The sequence below is a fragment of the Chryseobacterium sp. G0162 genome (assembly GCF_003815715.1).
GTDB lineage: Bacteria > Bacteroidota > Bacteroidia > Flavobacteriales > Weeksellaceae > Chryseobacterium.
Map to the genome: position 1 here is coordinate 5,216,425 of NZ_CP033922.1, position 16,639 is coordinate 5,233,063.

The window sequence follows — 16,639 nt, forward strand, 5'->3', positions numbered from 1 at the left end:
TTATGATTTAAAATTAATAGCCTCTTCTCAGATTTTCTGCATATTCATTAGGCAGGGGGCTTTCTTCTACTGCCTTAGCTGCTTTTTCAATGTCATAGTCAAATCGTATAAACTCGATACCGATGCTTTCTTTGTTCAGTATAGAACTATTTTCATTGATGGTCAGCATGACATACGCTCCGCGGATATCATTATCCTTAGGTTTACCGACGGAACCGATATTGACCGCATGGCGATAATAAGGTTGTTCTTCAGATCCAGAATTTAAAATGCGGTGATAAGGTTTGTGTGTATGTCCGAAACACATAATATCTGCATCAGCCTGCTCCATGATCCTGAGCATACTTTTTTCCTCACGGTCTTCAAAAAGATATTCATTGATCTTCCTTGGGCTGCCGTGCACCAAAAGCAAATTGAGCTTATCTTCATTCAATTGAAACTCAACTTTGATATGTGCAGGGAGCGTGCGCAAATAGGCACGTTCATCGTCCTTCATGATAGAGTTGGTAAAGGAGATAGAAATATTGCCATTGTCCTTTTCACTATCTGACTTATAGGCACAACCACACTCATTGCTCATACGTCCGATACCGAAATCGTAATTTCCTGCAATGGTTGGAATTTTCCGCTTACGGATCTCATTGACCACTTCGTTTGGCCATATATTGTAACCTACCAGGTCACCCAAGCAATAGATACTATCTGGATCTCTTTTATCTACATCTTCGAAGAAAGCTTGCAAAGCGGGTAAATTGGCGTGTATATCGCTGAATAATGCAATTTTCATATTTTATTAGTTACTATTTTTTAAAAATTCTTCAATCTCAAGTATGGTCTGTTTTGCTGTTCTATTTACACCTATGATTGTGGCGGAGGCATAACCGGTCCAGTTGCCGTATCCGACGAGCCATAATCCGGGCAATTCTAGTGATTTACTTTCACTGGTCTTTGCAACGCCTTTTTCGTCTATGTGTATCAATGATTTCAGATAAGAAGTATCGTAACCGAATCCTATGCACCAAATAATAGCATCAAATTCCTCTTTGTCCCCATTATGCCAAATCACCCCCTTATCATATAACTTATCGAATGTGCCACTTGACACTAAGACACCTCTGTGTTGGGCCTCTTTAACAGATGGAACCATTACGATATTTCCTAAATTAAATTGCGCTGCATCGAAGGGTTTTCCTTCTTTTTCGGCCTTGTATCGTGCCGAGGCTACGTTAAACAGATAATATCCGTCTACTTCGTCAGGCAAAAATTCAGGTTCCTTTTTGGTTGACCACTTTACAGCCGTAACTTTTGAGACCTCTGCGACAATCTGGGCACCGGAATTACCTTCTCCTACCACCAGCGTTTTCAGCCCCGTAAAGTCTTTTGGGCTTTTATACTTTCCTGAATGAATTTGAAGTCCCTTAAAATCTTCTATTCCTTCTAGCTTTGGAATAGACGGATTGCCCCAGGTACCGGTTGCCGAAATAACTGTTTTAGCTTTAAAACCTCCCTGAAGGGTGTAGATCTTAAAAATATTCCCATCCTTTTTAATTTCAAGAACTTCAATACTCCGCCTCACATTCAGTTGATAATGCTCTTCGTACTTACCCAAGTAGTCAATTGCTTCTTGTCTAAGCGGAAACTGATGCTCAGATTTTGGCATCAGCCATCCTGGTAAGGAGCTGTAATCTGCGGGAGAAAACAGGGTCAGGCTATCCCAGCTGTGGATCCAGGCACCACCCGGAATATCTTGTTTATCCAATATAAGATATTTAAGTTTTGCCCGCCGCAGATAATATCCACATGCTAGCGCACTCTGGCCTCCTCCAATAACAATAACATCAAAGATTTCATCCATTGATTTAATTTTAGTACATTTTATAAAAAAGATACAATCGACATTCTACAGCGAATTAGCAGCATCCTCCACCAGGTGTACACGAATTATTTGCAGTACCTGTAAGTACAGAAAGGTTTATCTTTTGCTTTTCGGAAGGTATGCCGCATGCATCCTGTGCAAGACAGGCAGTAGTCTTACTTTTCAATATAAAAGTTTTCCCATTGAACTCCAGATCATATTTTCCAATTGTATCACTTTGATATTCCACTTCGATCTCAGCATCTTCTATACCTAATTTGTCCTCCGAAAGTTTGATAATATTCAATAGTTTTCCAGGCTTTAAACGATGCTCAAAGTCATCGGCGTTCCATAGCTGAAAGTTCACTGCCTTTTCATCACGGATTACACCACCACAGTCAATGAATCTTTTATTAATCTGGCCGACTTCGGTCACATGGAAATGCTCGGGTACAAACGTTCCGTTTTCTAACTGAAATTCAACATTGTCTAATGTTGGAAGGATTTCTTTGATTTCTGATAATTTCATTGGTTTATATTTATAGTTATAATGCAATATTGCGATTATTTCAAACAAATTTTTTTAACAGCACTTTAGCTGTAATTTATTAAAATACTTACTGAATTTGGGAATGTAAAGCAGCACATGTAAGAGGCTTATGACAATCGCTCCCGGCAGTAGATTTATTGCTATAAATCTAAATGTGTCATAGCTCTCTATATGTTGAAAGTTCTGCGCTAATGTAAAACCCGTAGAATCAAAATTGAGTTTGATCACTAAAAATACAGCGATAGCCGCAAAGTGGAAGCCGTTAACCATAAGATGGATAATATATTCCAAACGGGGTAGTCCACCCATAAATTGTCTGCTGTCTTTTTCCACATAAGCATCCAACAGCAATGTAATGATGTCCGCAAAGATCAAAACGCATCCTATTACAAAAAGGTTGTTGTTTTCAATATTTATAAATAAAGTTGTAAGAATACCTGTAAATAAAAAGGCTCTTATCGTATGGGTAAGATGTTCAAACCGGCTTTCTTTATGCTCATAGAGGTGATATTTGTATATGTGCAGAAATACACCATCAAATACTGCCAATAATGAATAGCTGATCAGTAATACCGAAGATATAATGAAAGCAGTTTCCATCATTAACAACATTTTTGATTGGTTACTGTAGAAATTATTTTTGAAAAATACTCTTTCAATATATTGAATGTATTTTCGTCAATACAGTAGCATACAGATGTTCCCTCAATGCTCCCTTGTATTAATCCCGCATTTTTTAATTCTTTCAAATGCTGTGATACGGTAGGCTGTGCTAGTGGCAGCTCATTGACAATATCTCCGGTGATACAGGTATTGACTTTTAGCAGATATTCTATAATAGCAACCCTTGCAGGATGGCCCAATGCTTTAGCAATAACCGCAATCTGGTTTTGGCGGTCCGTAAAATGATCTGTCTTTGTTGCTCCCATAATTAATTATTATATTGCAATATTACGATATTATTTTTAAATACAAAATAAAAAAGATGCAGATTTAAATTTTATGTGGACTTTTTGCTTTGTTTTCGGTTAGGACTAATGTTGATTATTATACGTAACTATTTAAAATTCAAATTTTTAATTGTATTTCAACGTTAGAATAAATAGGTATAAAACAGAAACATATGTTAGAACAATTATTCAAAAGAAATTTAAATCATCATCGAAACGCTCCACTACTGAAAGAGCGAGTTGAGTATCTGAATTATCTGTCGATTAATAATGCTACAGAATTCAGATTGAAATTAATTGAAGGATATCTATTAAGAGCAACCGAATTGCTCCGTCTGCAGGATCGTAGGATGGTAACTGTGGAAGAAATTGAGGCGGCTGCTGTGAAATAGGGGAAAATGAAAACTACTCACCATTTAAAAAAGAATTTTTCAGAATCTGGAAAAAAAAATTTTTCTATGTACACTAAATCATGGTTAAGGTACCTAAACTGGCTGGATGTACCTGTCATAGAAGAGGGAAATGAAATACTGCAGGAGTTATATAAAACATCCAGCACGCTAAAACGGCATCAAGGCCATCCATTACTTCGAGAGCGAATCTCATATCTGAAATATTTACAAAGTCAGGAGAAGCGGACTCTGGAATTAAAGCTTACAGCATCTTATCTTCTGCGAATAATAGAATTTTTGCATCTGGAAAATGGCAGGATAATTACTATTAAAGAGTTAATTGAGGCTGCCCAAAAATGGGGTTTAAGTAAAAAATACAATACAAAAACAAGTTCTAATCAATTTGGAAAGAAGCTGTTTATTAAAATTGGACTAGACTGGTTGGGCTTTCTGAACCGTGTGGAAGCAACTTCAGAAGAAAATGATATATTACTGAAAAAGTTATTTAAATTACGTCATGTTTTATTTCATCAAATAGAAAGCCCTTTACTGGCAGAACGGCTGCTGTTTTTACACTATCGGAAGAACCAAGGGATAAAAGATTCTACCCTTTATAATGAAGCAATGAGTCTATTGGTTATTATGACTCATCTTAAGTTCTATTCGGTACGGACAGTAAAAGTTTCTGAATTAACAGTTATGGCTGGTAATTGGTCAAGATTAGACAAGATACATCCCAGAACAAAAAATTATACTTATAAGAATAAGCTAAGCTTAATTCATACTGCTAAAATATGGTTGTCCTTATTATATTGTTTGGAAGATGATACAGTGCCCTCAATTCCCTTTACAAAAAAATTGAGCGAATACTTATATTTTCAATCAAGAATCAAAGGTCTATCAGAAAGAACTATAATATCCAGACGCGGAATATTAAAGCGTTATCTGAAACTCATCAGTGAGCATTGTGTCCACTTTGATCAAGTTACGCCAGATATCATTGGAAAAATTATTAGCAACCGTAAGAAGACCGGTCTTTCCAGAAGAACAATTAAAAACGAATTAAGTGTATTGAGATCTTTCCTTTGCTTTGCATCTGAGAAAAGATGGTGTATGAATGGTTTATCTGAATCCATCCGAGCTCCCAGAATCTATGAACATGAGCTGTTGCCATTAGCACCGACAAGAGAAAATATCCAGAAGATGGTCTCAGAATTCGCAACTGAAACAACTATTAATATAAGAGATTTTGCCATTTTACAGCTACTTACGGTTTATGGACTTCGAAGCAGTGAAGTAGCATATCTTCAGCTTGATGATTTAGACTGGCAAAAGGAGATTATCTACGTAAGAAGATCAAAAGGATGTAAGCCGCAATTATTCCCCTTAACCCCAACTGTTGGTGATGCCATAATACATTATCTTAAAGAAGCCCGGCCCAATGAATCAAGTTTGAGGGAAGTTTTCCTGACACAGATTGGACCTTACAAGAAGTTAAATAACAGCTCTATTTACGCAATCATAAATAAGATATTAAAACCGATGGATTGGAATATAAAATCCTGTGGTCCTCATTGTTTGAGATATGCAAGTGCCACCTACTTGATCAATACAGGTTTTTCATTAAAGGAAATCAGTGATTATTTAGGTCATCAAAAAATTGATACAACCAGAATATATTCAAAGGTCGATTTAACCAATCTGTATAAGGTAGCAGATATTAACTGGGAAATACTATGAAAATGCAAGATTTAGTAAATAGCTATATTGAATATAGGGATTCATTAGGAGAGTCTTGTACTATTCAGCTTAAATATCTGTTAAAACAATTCTCAAGAGAAATGGGCTTCAATATCAATGTTAAAGACGTTACTACAGAGATGGTGCTGGTCTTTCTAGTTGGAAAAAAAGGAATGATAACAAACAGCTGGTTTTCGAAACGGACTGTAATCAAAGGACTGTTTAATTACGCCAAATTAAAGAGATACATTTTTGAAATCCCATTGCCTGATTTCTCTCCACAAAAACCTGCGAAATACATTCCTTATATCTACAGTAATAAAGAATTGAAAAGTCTTTTTGATTCGGCTTTGACTTATCAAAAGAGGCCCTCTCAAGTAGATCCTGTCATGATACGAACGATATTAATTTTAGCATACACCATGGCACTGAGAAGAAGAGAAGTGCTCTTAATTAAACTTAAAGATATTGATTTAGGTAAAAGAACAATACTAATTGAACAATCAAAATTTTATAAAACCCGTTATGTAACTTTTAACCAGCAGATTAAAGATATCATTATCCATTATCTTCTGCATCGAAAAGAAAAAGGTATCACACAAGATTCTGGTTCTTATTTGTTTGTATGGAAGGGTAATAAACCATTTGGAGGGTCATTGCTGGATGCTATTTTCTCCAAAATACGGTTAAATGCTGGTATTAAGAGGACTGATGGAGCAGTTTATCAGCCTAGGATTTATGATCTTCGGCATACATTTGCGACAAACAGGTTAATTAGCTGGTATGAAGAGGGGAAAGACGTACAGATACTTTTACCTGTATTATCGACATTCCTGGGGCATCATCGTTTGGACTATACATCTGTATACCTTTCTATGACCAACAAATTGCTTGAAGAGGCGAATAAAAAATTTAATCATTATGCAAATGAAAATCGATTATGAAAAATATAAAATACCTAAGCACGTGGGTCAGGAGATTTTTGACCGAATATGTTATCAACAATAGAAATCTTTCGCCCAATACACTTGCAAGTTATAGGGATACCATGCGGCTGATAATACCATATGCCTCGAAATTGAGAAATAAATCTATTGACAAATTGATGATTGAAGACCTAAATGCTGATTTGATCAAAAACTTTCTCTCAAATATCGAAACAGAAAGAAAATGTTCCATATCTACCCGCAACCAGCGCCTAGCGGCTATTAATTCCTTTGCGAAATTCGTCAGCCAAAATTGCATAGATTATATAGAATGGGTTAGAATGATAAAACTTATACCGATTAAAAAGGGGCCTAAAAAGACAATAACCTATCTCGACCGGTCAGAAATGGATGCCCTGCTGGATGAACCTGAAAAGCAAACGAAACAAGGACAGCGAGATTATGCGCTTATTCTTTTACTTTATAATACCGGGGCAAGGGCTAACGAAGTTGCTCAGATGACTATCTCTAATCTTAGTCTTGCTCAAAGAAAAAACGAGATATCAACTGTCTTAATTAAAGGAAAAGGGAACAAACAAAGACGATGTCCTCTTTGGCAAGAGACAGTGGACCAATTAACAATACTTTCAAACGCCAGAGACCCTTCTGAGAATCTTTTTATTAATAGACAGAAGCAATCAATGACCCGTTTCGGTATTTATAACGTAATTGAAAAATATACGGAAAGAGCTTCTCTAAAAGTCCCTTCCATATCTAAAAAAAACGTCAGTCCGCACACTATAAGGCATACTACAGCAACGCATCTATTGCAATCTGGTGTAGATATTAATACTATTCGGGCATGGCTTGGACACGTTTCTATCAATACAACGAATATTTATGCTGAAATAGATATTGAAATGAAAGCGAAGGCTTTAAGTGCCTGCGAAGTATCTGTGGACAATAAAAGGACACATTGGAAAAATAATGATGACCTAATGAATTTTTTAAATAATCTTTAATTTGGTAAATTATTATGTTGTGTTCCAGATTACCTTATCTTTTATTATTAAGTGTTAAACGATAAAATATCTGGAACACTAACATAAATGCTTACACAACATAATGGATTTTATGTGGTATACCACATAAAATCCAAATATCAAAACTTTGGGAAACTGTAGATTCAGAAGTATAGTACAACCTAAATTCCTTTTCAGTTATCGGATAGAAATCATTAGGAACAAAGGATAGGTTGTTAAATAAAAACGAAGACTTCCCTGCCCTTCGTACTGAAAATATCGTATTAAATAAGTGGTTCCTGTATAATTTCCATTTGGAATAATACGACATCTGATTTCTACAGTTTCACCTTTAGCAACGTATTTCGGAACAGGCATCACCTCTAGCTCAAAAGGAAAATTCTTTTGAATTTCTAAATCATCTTTTTCACATGATTGTACAAGTAATCCGACCATAACTGCCATGATGAAAAATTTGAAGAGTATTCCTATTTTATTATTAACTATATTTTTCATAGTAAATATTTTAAAAATTATATCTTATTCCAACTCCCATCATGGAGTAAAACTGAGCCATTTGACTATTTTTCAAAAACCGCAGTTGTCCATTGACCAGAAAAACAAAGTGATCCGTCAGATAACTTTCAATGGATAGCTTACCATTTGCTCCATAAATAAAGTTATCTGTTGCTGTTAACATTGAGCCGTCATATAGCAATTCACTGCCCCTGTTAAACTGTTCGTAACCTGCAAGAGCTCCGATTCCAAGATTAAGATTGACATTGCGCATGAAGTCTCCCCATATATAAAAACTGTAACCACCGCCCAGGAGGAAAGTATCTATCGGAATATTATAGTTGGTGTATTCATAATACTTTATGTTATATTCTGCCAATGCAAAAAAGTAATTACCATTCCTTAGGTAAGAAACAAGCCCCACACTTAGTGCATAATTTTGCTTTTCAGGAGATTTTGGAAATACTGAATAAGAAAATTCAACACCTGTTTGTCCAGGAATCATTTGTTGAGCAAATGTTTTGCTGTTCAATGCAATCATTAAGATGACTGCTAAAAATATTTTGTTCATCTTACTTCGTTTTTATGGTTAAACTGTTTATCAATCTTGCACGAATCAGATCTGAATTTTCAAGCTGTACTTTCTGATGTCTTCCCCCGTTCTTCTCCAGAATTTCAATTTCCAACACCTGATCTTTTAAAAGAGTAAACTGATCCAGCAGATAAACCCCTTTTATGTTTGAATGATCAGCTGCTGTCATTTGCGGGAAGTAGCTACGAACCTTTTCTAGTACCTTATCCTGAACTACCGTTCGTTTTAAATTCTTCTTGTCAACAATTTTAAAGTTGACCCATTCGATACTATACGCCACATTACTTTTATTCTCAATTTGCAATGTGAAATAAAATTTGCTTTCATTAACGTGAAGTGCCTTGACTGAAAACTCAATTCCGTAACTTTTTGAAACAATATGTTTAGTAGTTCTGTTGCTTTTCTTATAGAGATTTTCCATAATAAGCTCTGTCAGAGTAGTTGAGCTTCCTTTAAGGTCCTCAAATAATACATCAGTAGCATATCGCCGTTCAATACCCCTTTGAAGTTTTACTAAATCATAGCTGAGTATTTCCGGATAAGAACTGTAAGACGTATCAAAATTGTAAAATTTTCCATCCTCAGTAATAACCGAAAAATTGGTTTCCTCTTCAAAATCCTTTACAGCCGATTTAATCCGGAGAACATTTCCGATAGGCTCTGCCTTATTCGCAACTAACAGTTCACTCCCTAGATCAACATATCGTATGGGTGATGGAAAAATCACATGGCTTGTTTTACTATAAGTGACCTGCATTTTGAAAGGTTTCAATTTTGCCTGTTCCAAAGAAATATAAGTTGTCACAGAATCCTGACCAAATAACTTGCTTGCCAACAGAAGTAATAGCATAATGAGAATATAATGGCTTTTTTGGATATTCATTTTTTAATTTTTTGATTAGTTATTTTTGGGTAAGAGTAATACTTGATGACCTGCTTTTACAATGACTTTCAATTGTCTGACTCTTTTTTGAAAATAGCCTGACAATCCCTGTACTACTCCCCTGCTCAGATCTGCCGCAATCTGCTGTCCCGCTGACTGCGTCATCATAATATTGGTGCCCGAAGTCTGGCTCATATTGGCAACAATATCGTTTACCGCATTTTGTTCCGGTGAATACGGAACATATAGACCCAATTGTCCGTCATTATCATGAACATTGATTTCTACCGGATAAACACTGCCTTTATATTGAATGGAAGATATTTTTAACTGAAGTCTCCCACTCTGAAATTTACTTGTGGCAATCAGCAAACTCCCTATTGGGATTTCAGTGCGCCCGAGTTGCATGGCTTCGGAAAGCCTTATGGATAATGTACTTTCGTTGACCAAAGCCTTAGTTTCATAGACCACACCTCTTATTGCGTTTTTTGCTTGAACTAAGTTCTCTGAATCATTTTGACTATCATAAAATCTATTCTGATTCAAACCTGCCATAAAGGCACTATCTGATGGCTCTCTGTATAATGAAGAAATAATAGTCGAATGTGATGGTCTTGCCGGTATCAGCTTTATCTTATTTTCAGTTGGTTTTTCCTCCTGTTGTTTTGGTACTGCCTCTTCCTGTTTTGAAGTCGTTGGAAGATACTTGGCTGCCATCTGATATGATTTTTCCATCAGTTCTAATTGATCGTTCATTCCAAGACCTACAGGAGCAGAATTGTTCTGCATGGCTTCATTCTTTAATCTTGAAATTTCTTTCCTCAGATTATTGACTTCCTGATCATCCCGACCATAAAATGAACTCAAGGTTTGTTGGGAATTGCGATAGCTGTTCAGAGCATTCTGATCTGATTGCTGAAGAATACTTGTTCTAGCCGCTACACTTGATGGATTGTTATTAGAATTTGAATCGCTTTGGTCATTCCAATAATCGGATAAGGTGGTTACAGCATTTCTTTTCTCTTCGTTGTTTTGCTCTAACAACTGCTGCTCATAAGCCTTTTGCTTATCAGACTGCAACTGACCATCTTTTGCCTGCGGAATGACTGCATTAAAACCACTCTCTTCAATAATCCTATTGTTGGCTTTTGGTTTAAAAATGAGGTAAAAGCATGACGCACACAAGGCAGCCATCAAAAAATAGATGATAGGCTTCTTCAGTCTTTCCCACGGCGCTTTGGGAGTGTCACTCACTCCTTTGGAATTTTGTGAGAGATCATTTTCTGTCACTTTGATTTTCTCTGAATATTTCATATTCTATTTTTTAATGAGTGATTGTACTGTGTCATTCTGTTCAGAATCTTTTTCGATAGATTTCTTAGAAATACCATCAATATGATTGATAGACATCTCATTACTTCTTTTACTTGTAGAAATAAAAACACTGATAATGACAATAATTGTCAGCAAAACATAACTACCGAAGAAAACCTTGGTCAGGAATTTTTGTCGCTCTACTGGAAGAACTTTCCAATGATTTTCAACCTTTACAACATAATTTTCGATTGTATCTCTTAGTTTTTTCATTACTTTTCTTTTAGCGTTCAACAGTTTCGACATCTCTATTTTCAAGCACGTTGAATTTTTCAATGGTAAATCCCTGCGGATTGCTGTCAGACCGTACAGAATTAACCAGTGAACAGTTGGTGACTAAATTCCTGATGGTAAGATTGCTGGACCTGATTATAAACTGTCTTGCGTACGTCTTTACTTCATAAGGGTAACTTTCAAAGTTGGCAACGACACTGTCCACCTCAATTCTCTGCTGAATATTACCTGAAATGATTCTGTTATAGTAACCTTTTTCCTGAAGGTCTTTATAGTAGTTAAATGCAGATTGATCAGCTAAATTGAAAGCCCTTTTTACATTACTTTCAATAGCATTCTTATCAGGTGCTATCGTGAAGAACAATTCGTGAAATCGTCTGACATGCTCTCTTGCTTCCACAGGTCTGTTGATCGACATATCTTGTGATAAAGCCACCATTAAAGATTTGCCATTATCCAGGACATATATTTTCTGACGTTGTTCTTCGGCAAATTGATATGATTTAAATACCACGATCCCTACGACTCCAAAGCACAGCACCGCAAAAACAAACGTAAACAAGCGGATCTGTTTAAAGCTGCTCTCAATATTTCTTAAAGTTTTAAATTCCATAGAACTGTATTTTTATTTTAATAATCTTCCTGAAATATTACCTGTCGCAGAACCTACCGCTGCTCCCGCAACATTGCCTGATTTCGTAGCAGTCTGGTTAACATTGCGCATAAAATTGCCGGCACCTCCTGCCTGAATTACCCAACCTGTCACCGTCGGTACCGTAAAATAACCTATGATCCCAATTACCATATAGATGATGTAAACTGTATTTGAGGTATCAGGAATAAAGGTGGGATCTGCGAGCATTTCGATATCTCGCTCTAAGATCAAAGTTTGTATCTTGGCAAGAATGGCACTGAAAATATCAGCAACAGGCAGCCATAGGTAAACACTGATATATCTTGTCAGCCATTGACTTAAAGTGGTCTGAAATCCATCCCAGACGGAAATTGCAAATGCTATTGGTCCCAATATTGAAAGGACTATCAGGAAGAAGGTTCTGATGGTATCAATAACTAAGGCTGCCGATTGAAACAATATTTCAAGAAACTCCCGGAAACCATCTCTGATATCTTTCTTGATGGCAAACATTTCTCTTTCAATATACATTCCGGACATCGTGACCAAATCCGATGGTGACCATCCGAGTTCCTCCAGCTTTTTGTCAAATTCTTCGTTTGAAATAAGGTAAGCCATCTCCGGATTCCTTAGCATCGCTTCCCGTTCCAATAGATCTTTCTTTTGCTGCAAATCATTCATATCCAACACCTGATTTTCCAGCATTGAATGACTTCCCTGAACAATAGGGCTCATCACACCATTCAGACTTCCTAACACCAATGTCGAGAAAAACATAATGCAGATACCTATGGCAAAAGGTCTCAGTATAGGAAACAAATCAACAGGCTCCGCACGGCTCAATGACTGCCAGACTTTTAATGCCACATAGAACAAGGCTCCTAGACCGGCAACTCCTTTGGCCACTGCAGCCATATCAGCGCACATCGGCATCATTTCTTCGTAAACGGAACGCAGGACTTCGTGTAAGTTGCTTGGTTCCATCTTACCAGTATTTTTGATTGGAGGTTCCGTAAAGATCTAATACCCTTTGGGTATTGTTCTGTTTTTTGGCTCTCAGATAACTGACCGAAATATTCTTATTGGTATAGTATCTTACCAGATTATGATACGCTTTGACCTCTTTATATACCCGGTCAACTACATCCATCCTTTCTTTATCATTCAGAGAAAGCCCGTTAGAAGTGATGATCTCCTTTAGCTCTTTCAGTAGCTCCGTACTCTCAGTAAGAAGTGCCGAATAACCATTGGCAATGGAAGCTAATTCCTGTGCATTGAAGTTGGGGTCATTCAGCATTTTACCGAAATTGTTGACATACATCTCCGAAACATCGCCCACCAATAGGACTGTCTGCTGAACCTTTCTGGCATCTTTTACCAGGTTATTGATAGCTTTCAGCTGGTCATAATATTCTTTGCCCTGCTCATACACCTTTTTAACTTCATTAAAGTTTTTTACGACATTGGATACCGTCGATGAAGTCTGTACAATTTCATTGGCTGAGTTTAAAATTCCGGATGCCAGATTTGCTGGATCGGTCACTACAAATTGTGCTTTTGTATAGGTGATGGTAGCGAAGAATGCCATCATCATCGTTTTGATGAATAAATTTTTCATTGTTGTAAAATTTTAAATGATTTAATTGTCTTTCGTATTTGATTTGATTCTCTTGAGAGAAATCCGCTTGATGGCATGTTCGACATTGCTGTCAAGTTCCGATGCTAGATTCATTACTTCTATCTTTTCCGTTTCTTCTGTAGTATAGGCCAGATATTCTTCTGCAGATACTTCGGTGGCATAGACCGCAGAGTGCGTTCCGCCTAATCCAATCCAGACTTCTTTGTAAAGCCTTCGGGGGTCATTGTTCATATTGATAGAAAGAACCTGAGATTTTTCTTTGTCAGTCAATCCCAGCATCGCCTGTATATCATCAAACTTATTCATGTACTTCCTTTGGTCAAGAAGAATCTTACAATCCGAATTGTTGATGATACTTTCCTTAACAATCGGTGACTGGATAATATCATCGACTTCCTGAGTCACCACAATGGCTTCTCCGAAAAATTTCCTTACCGTCTTGAAAAGGTATTTGATGTACTCTGCCATACCTTCTTTGGCAATGGCTTTCCAGGCTTCTTCGATGAGTATCAGTTTTCTGATTCCTTTGAGCCTTCGCATCTTATTGATGAAGACTTCCATTATGATAATGGTCACAATAGGGAACAGAATTTTATGATCTTTAATGGCATCGATTTCGAAGACAATGAAACGCTTGGATAATAAGTCCAGCTGCTTCTCTGAATTGAGCAGATAGTCATACTCCCCTCCTCTGTAATAAGGTTCCAGCACATTGAGAAAGTTGGCAATATCAAAGTCTTTTTCTCTGACTTTCTTTTGCTCCAATACTTTCTGATAGTCATCTTTGACGTACTCATAGAATCCATTGAAAGAAGGATGCAGGTCATTATATTTTATTACTTCAATGTATCCACTTACAGCATTTGACAATGCAACTTCCTCTGAACGGGTCGGTGGTTCATCATCTCTTTTCCAAAGTGTCAGAATCAAGGTTTTGATACTCTCCCTTTTTTCAATGTCAAAGATTCCGTCATCGGTGTAAAATGGATTGAAAGCAATGGGATTGTCTTCGGTGTAAGTAAAATATACCCCATCCTCACCTTTTGTCTTTCCTTTAATGAGTTCACATAATCCCTGATAGGAATTTCCGGTATCTACAAGAAGGACATGCGCTCCCTGCTCATAATACTGTCGTACCATATGGTTCGTAAAGAAGGATTTACCACTTCCGGAAGGTCCAAGAATAAACTTATTTCTATTGGTGATAATCCCCTGCTTCATCGGCAGATCTGAAATATCCAGATGAATCGGCTTTCCCGTTAGACGGTCAGCCATCTTAATCCCAAATGGTGACGGTGAATCCTGATAGTTGGTTTCCCCTGTGAAAAAACATAAAGCAGGTTCGATGAATGTGTAGAAGCTTTCTTCACTTGGAAAATCTGCGGCATTGCCCGGAATTCCTGCCCAATATAATGTTGCTGTATCTGTCGTATTATGACGGGGTTTACATTCCATTAAAGCCAAAGCGCTTCCCGTATCATTCTTTAACTGCTTGAGCTCAGTAGGATTGTCAGACCATGACATTATATTAAAATGAGCGCGGATAGATTGTAACCCGAAAGAATGTGCTTCATTTAAATACTTTTCAATCCATTCCTTATTGATCTGATTGGCTCTGCTATACCTTGCCAGAGAATGCATGTTTCTTGCAGATTTTTCAAACTTACTCAAATTCTCATCACTGTTGTCGATGAACAGATACTGGTTATAAATGTGATTGCAACTGAGCAGAAGTCCCACGGGAGAAGCAAATGATAGAAGACAGTCACTGCGGTCGGTGCTTAACTTCTCATAACGGCTGTGTGATGAAACAGTGCCTGGCAGATCTTCTGTATCCGATAAGGTGTGCATAGTAATACGATTGTTACCGATTCGCATTTCTTCAGATCCTAACTTGATATCCTGCAATGATGGATGGGTTTCACGCGATAGAGTCAGATATTGTTCCAGTAGTCCGGACCTTTCGGAAGTTCCTGATATCTCATCTTCTGTCATCCTTTCCAGATGGATATAACCACTGTCATTCATAATCCGCTCCAGTTGGTCGACTGCTTCAAGAAATAGATTAATAACTTCTTTGTCCTTAATCTCTTTCGGAATCAGCTTACCTTTGCATAGAGATGAAAAGTTACTCTGCATCCGCATCCTTTCTTTACTGGTTTTAGTAATGAACAGATAGCAGTAATGATTTAAAAACGGCCTCTCATTGAAGTGTCTTTCAAAAGACCTGGACAAAAAACTCTGATCTTCTCTTGAAAGATCAGGGTTGTAGTTTTCTTTGATAAACCAGTCCTGCTTATGAACCACAGTGAAATCCGGGAGTGTTTTAATGGCTTTGAACCAAGCGGAATGCATGGCTTCATATTCAGCAGAAGCAACAGTAAACAACTCAGGAAGTCTAACCTTAAAGCAAACCGTAACATCAGCGTCCTTTGAAATGATACAATCATTTTCAATAGCCAGCAATGGAAATTTACTTTCCAAGGTTGCTGCTTTGGAAGAATTTCTCATACGTATGTTCTTTTACGGTTAGTTTTCAAATACCGATAAATACTCTTACGGCTAATGATATATTTCGGATGCTTTTTTTGAGCACCCATTTTCATCAGACCGTGCTCACCGTATTTTCTATTCAGCGCGAAAGTCTGCCAGGTAAGAAGTCCACTGCTGATTCCTCCAAGAATTAAACATAGATAGGTATTGACACCTGCCATATACATAACCATGACACAGATCAATATTCCTAATAATCCTCCGGCGAAGATGAAGAGGTATTGCGCTTTAAGTCCCTTGAACTCCACCGTCCTTCCTATTCCTTTATTGGTATGATAGGTATTCATAGTCAATATTTTAAAGGAAGAATGAACGAAGGATTGTTGCCGCAACAATCAGAAAGATACATGCACCAAACCAGCTGGCAGCGGTCTTACTGGTGTCGGGATCACCACTGCTGAACTTGTTATAGACTTTTACTCCTCCGATGAGTCCGACGACTGCACCTATGGCGTAAATTAATTGGGTAGCGGGTTCAAAATAAGAAGTGACCATCTGTGTAGCCTCGTTGATTCCGGCACTGCCATTACCCTGTGAAAAAGCATACGGTGTAATCAAGATTGCCAGTAATGCATACATCAGTTTTTTTCTTTGTTTTTCCATTTTGTAAACATTTTTTTGTTACTGAGAACTGCACTCTGCAGAACTCAGGAGCAAATGTGCTTTGGAAAAACAGACTTATCGGGAAATGTCAGCAGTAGGAAATGAATGGCTTTTAGTGGCACCGAACTTAGGGTTAGACATAAAAAAACGTCAAACTTTTCTAGTTTGACGTTTAT

General features: G+C 37.2%; 19 protein-coding genes and 1 pseudogene. 4 read left to right on the forward strand and 16 right to left on the reverse strand.

Annotation, left to right across the window (positions count from 1 at the left end):
• Positions 1 to 13 precede the first annotated feature (13 nt).
• Genes EG344_RS23420 through EG344_RS23440 form a run of 5 tightly spaced genes read right to left on the reverse strand, consistent with a single transcriptional unit; the run spans position 14 to position 3,334 of the window.
• Entirely contained in the window at positions 14 to 787 is a 774-nt protein-coding gene (locus EG344_RS23420) for a metallophosphoesterase family protein (RefSeq protein WP_021190664.1), read from the reverse strand.
• Positions 788 to 793: 6 nt separating this feature from the next.
• The gene (locus EG344_RS23425; protein WP_123911675.1) at positions 794 to 1,855 is read right to left on the reverse strand and encodes an ArsO family NAD(P)H-dependent flavin-containing monooxygenase; all 1,062 of its coding nucleotides are present in this window, start codon (positions 1,853 to 1,855) and stop codon (positions 794 to 796) included.
• Between the two features lie 55 nt (positions 1,856 to 1,910).
• Complete coding sequence (locus tag EG344_RS23430) at positions 1,911 to 2,384, reverse strand: DUF6428 family protein (RefSeq protein ID WP_021190662.1); 474 nt, start codon at positions 2,382 to 2,384, stop codon at positions 1,911 to 1,913.
• Positions 2,385 to 2,438: 54 nt separating this feature from the next.
• Positions 2,439 to 3,008 carry a hypothetical protein gene (locus tag EG344_RS23435; RefSeq protein ID WP_228412812.1) on the reverse strand — a complete coding sequence of 190 codons (570 nt, stop codon included), beginning with the start codon at positions 3,006 to 3,008 and terminating at the stop codon, positions 2,439 to 2,441.
• Positions 3,008 to 3,334 (reverse strand): ArsR/SmtB family transcription factor, encoded by a 327-nt coding sequence (locus tag EG344_RS23440; RefSeq protein ID WP_021190660.1) that lies wholly within the window; start codon positions 3,332 to 3,334, stop codon positions 3,008 to 3,010. Before EG344_RS23440 ends, EG344_RS23435 begins: the two co-directional genes overlap by 1 nt.
• 194 nt (positions 3,335 to 3,528) lie before the next feature.
• Between EG344_RS23440 and EG344_RS23445 the strand changes: the two genes are divergently transcribed.
• The 4 genes from EG344_RS23445 to EG344_RS23460 are packed head-to-tail and all read left to right on the forward strand — an operon-like array spanning position 3,529 to position 7,435.
• On the forward strand, positions 3,529 to 3,747 hold the full coding sequence (locus tag EG344_RS23445) for a hypothetical protein (RefSeq protein WP_123911676.1): 219 nt from the start codon (positions 3,529 to 3,531) through the stop codon (positions 3,745 to 3,747).
• Between the two features lie 6 nt (positions 3,748 to 3,753).
• Entirely contained in the window at positions 3,754 to 5,487 is a 1,734-nt protein-coding gene (locus EG344_RS23450) for a tyrosine-type recombinase/integrase (RefSeq protein WP_123911677.1), read from the forward strand.
• A gap of 2 nt (positions 5,488 to 5,489) precedes the next feature.
• A complete protein-coding gene (locus EG344_RS23455; RefSeq protein WP_164462974.1) occupies positions 5,490 to 6,431 on the forward strand; it encodes a tyrosine-type recombinase/integrase in 942 nt (313 codons plus the stop codon).
• A complete protein-coding gene (locus EG344_RS23460) occupies positions 6,428 to 7,435 on the forward strand; it encodes a tyrosine-type recombinase/integrase (RefSeq protein ID WP_123850913.1) in 1,008 nt (335 codons plus the stop codon). Before EG344_RS23455 ends, EG344_RS23460 begins: the two co-directional genes overlap by 4 nt.
• A 91-nt stretch (positions 7,436 to 7,526) precedes the next feature.
• On the opposite strand, the pseudogene EG344_RS23465 reads toward EG344_RS23460, so the two are convergent.
• From EG344_RS23465 to EG344_RS23515, 11 genes and pseudogenes are all read right to left on the reverse strand, one after another.
• Positions 7,527 to 7,951 (reverse strand): annotated as a pseudogene (locus tag EG344_RS23465) (DUF3872 domain-containing protein).
• 10 nt (positions 7,952 to 7,961) lie between these two features.
• Complete coding sequence (locus tag EG344_RS23470; protein ID WP_123911678.1) at positions 7,962 to 8,522, reverse strand: conjugal transfer protein TraO; 561 nt, start codon at positions 8,520 to 8,522, stop codon at positions 7,962 to 7,964.
• 1 nt (position 8,523) lies between these two features.
• Positions 8,524 to 9,426, reverse strand: a complete 903-nt coding sequence (gene traN, locus EG344_RS23475; protein WP_123911679.1) for a conjugative transposon protein TraN — start codon at positions 9,424 to 9,426, stop codon at positions 8,524 to 8,526.
• A 15-nt stretch (positions 9,427 to 9,441) separates the two neighbouring features.
• Positions 9,442 to 10,740 (reverse strand): conjugative transposon protein TraM, encoded by a 1,299-nt coding sequence (gene traM / locus EG344_RS23480; protein WP_123911680.1) that lies wholly within the window; start codon positions 10,738 to 10,740, stop codon positions 9,442 to 9,444.
• A gap of 3 nt (positions 10,741 to 10,743) precedes the next feature.
• Positions 10,744 to 11,013, reverse strand: coding sequence for a hypothetical protein (locus tag EG344_RS23485; protein WP_228412813.1), 270 nt, complete (start codon positions 11,011 to 11,013; stop codon positions 10,744 to 10,746).
• A gap of 10 nt (positions 11,014 to 11,023) precedes the next feature.
• Entirely contained in the window at positions 11,024 to 11,647 is a 624-nt protein-coding gene (gene traK, locus EG344_RS23490) for a conjugative transposon protein TraK (RefSeq protein ID WP_123911682.1), read from the reverse strand.
• Between the two features lie 12 nt (positions 11,648 to 11,659).
• Positions 11,660 to 12,652, reverse strand: coding sequence for a conjugative transposon protein TraJ (gene traJ / locus EG344_RS23495; RefSeq protein ID WP_123911683.1), 993 nt, complete (start codon positions 12,650 to 12,652; stop codon positions 11,660 to 11,662).
• Between the two features lies 1 nt (position 12,653).
• Positions 12,654 to 13,262, reverse strand: coding sequence for a DUF4141 domain-containing protein (locus EG344_RS23500; protein ID WP_228412933.1), 609 nt, complete (start codon positions 13,260 to 13,262; stop codon positions 12,654 to 12,656).
• Between the two features lie 45 nt (positions 13,263 to 13,307).
• A complete protein-coding gene (locus EG344_RS23505) occupies positions 13,308 to 15,818 on the reverse strand; it encodes a TraG family conjugative transposon ATPase (protein WP_123911685.1) in 2,511 nt (836 codons plus the stop codon).
• A complete protein-coding gene (locus EG344_RS23510) occupies positions 15,815 to 16,147 on the reverse strand; it encodes a DUF4133 domain-containing protein (protein WP_123911686.1) in 333 nt (110 codons plus the stop codon). Before EG344_RS23510 ends, EG344_RS23505 begins: the two co-directional genes overlap by 4 nt.
• Positions 16,148 to 16,157: 10 nt before the next feature.
• A complete protein-coding gene (locus EG344_RS23515) occupies positions 16,158 to 16,463 on the reverse strand; it encodes a DUF4134 domain-containing protein (protein ID WP_123911687.1) in 306 nt (101 codons plus the stop codon).
• Between the last annotated feature and the right edge of the window lie 176 nt (positions 16,464 to 16,639).

Excerpts from the sequence above, each read along its gene's own strand:
- EG344_RS23420 (WP_021190664.1), bottom strand. The coding sequence starts at position 787 with ATGAAAATTGCATTATTCAGCGATATACACGCCAATTTACCCGCTTTG.
- EG344_RS23425 (WP_123911675.1), bottom strand. The coding sequence starts at position 1,855 with ATGGATGAAATCTTTGATGTTATTGTTATTGGAGGAGGCCAGAGTGCG.
- EG344_RS23430 (WP_021190662.1), bottom strand. The coding sequence starts at position 2,384 with ATGAAATTATCAGAAATCAAAGAAATCCTTCCAACATTAGACAATGTT.
- EG344_RS23435 (WP_228412812.1), bottom strand. The coding sequence starts at position 3,008 with ATGATGGAAACTGCTTTCATTATATCTTCGGTATTACTGATCAGCTAT.
- EG344_RS23440 (WP_021190660.1), bottom strand. The coding sequence starts at position 3,334 with ATGGGAGCAACAAAGACAGATCATTTTACGGACCGCCAAAACCAGATT.
- EG344_RS23445 (WP_123911676.1), top strand. The coding sequence starts at position 3,529 with ATGTTAGAACAATTATTCAAAAGAAATTTAAATCATCATCGAAACGCT.
- EG344_RS23450 (WP_123911677.1), top strand. The coding sequence starts at position 3,754 with ATGAAAACTACTCACCATTTAAAAAAGAATTTTTCAGAATCTGGAAAA.
- EG344_RS23455 (WP_164462974.1), top strand. The coding sequence starts at position 5,490 with ATGCAAGATTTAGTAAATAGCTATATTGAATATAGGGATTCATTAGGA.
- EG344_RS23460 (WP_123850913.1), top strand. The coding sequence starts at position 6,428 with ATGAAAAATATAAAATACCTAAGCACGTGGGTCAGGAGATTTTTGACC.
- EG344_RS23470 (WP_123911678.1), bottom strand. The coding sequence starts at position 8,522 with ATGAACAAAATATTTTTAGCAGTCATCTTAATGATTGCATTGAACAGC.
- traN (WP_123911679.1), bottom strand. The coding sequence starts at position 9,426 with ATGAATATCCAAAAAAGCCATTATATTCTCATTATGCTATTACTTCTG.
- traM (WP_123911680.1), bottom strand. The coding sequence starts at position 10,740 with ATGAAATATTCAGAGAAAATCAAAGTGACAGAAAATGATCTCTCACAA.
- EG344_RS23485 (WP_228412813.1), bottom strand. The coding sequence starts at position 11,013 with ATGAAAAAACTAAGAGATACAATCGAAAATTATGTTGTAAAGGTTGAA.
- traK (WP_123911682.1), bottom strand. The coding sequence starts at position 11,647 with ATGGAATTTAAAACTTTAAGAAATATTGAGAGCAGCTTTAAACAGATC.
- traJ (WP_123911683.1), bottom strand. The coding sequence starts at position 12,652 with ATGGAACCAAGCAACTTACACGAAGTCCTGCGTTCCGTTTACGAAGAA.
- EG344_RS23500 (WP_228412933.1), bottom strand. The coding sequence starts at position 13,262 with ATGATGATGGCATTCTTCGCTACCATCACCTATACAAAAGCACAATTT.
- EG344_RS23505 (WP_123911685.1), bottom strand. The coding sequence starts at position 15,818 with ATGAGAAATTCTTCCAAAGCAGCAACCTTGGAAAGTAAATTTCCATTG.
- EG344_RS23510 (WP_123911686.1), bottom strand. The coding sequence starts at position 16,147 with ATGAATACCTATCATACCAATAAAGGAATAGGAAGGACGGTGGAGTTC.
- EG344_RS23515 (WP_123911687.1), bottom strand. The coding sequence starts at position 16,463 with ATGGAAAAACAAAGAAAAAAACTGATGTATGCATTACTGGCAATCTTG.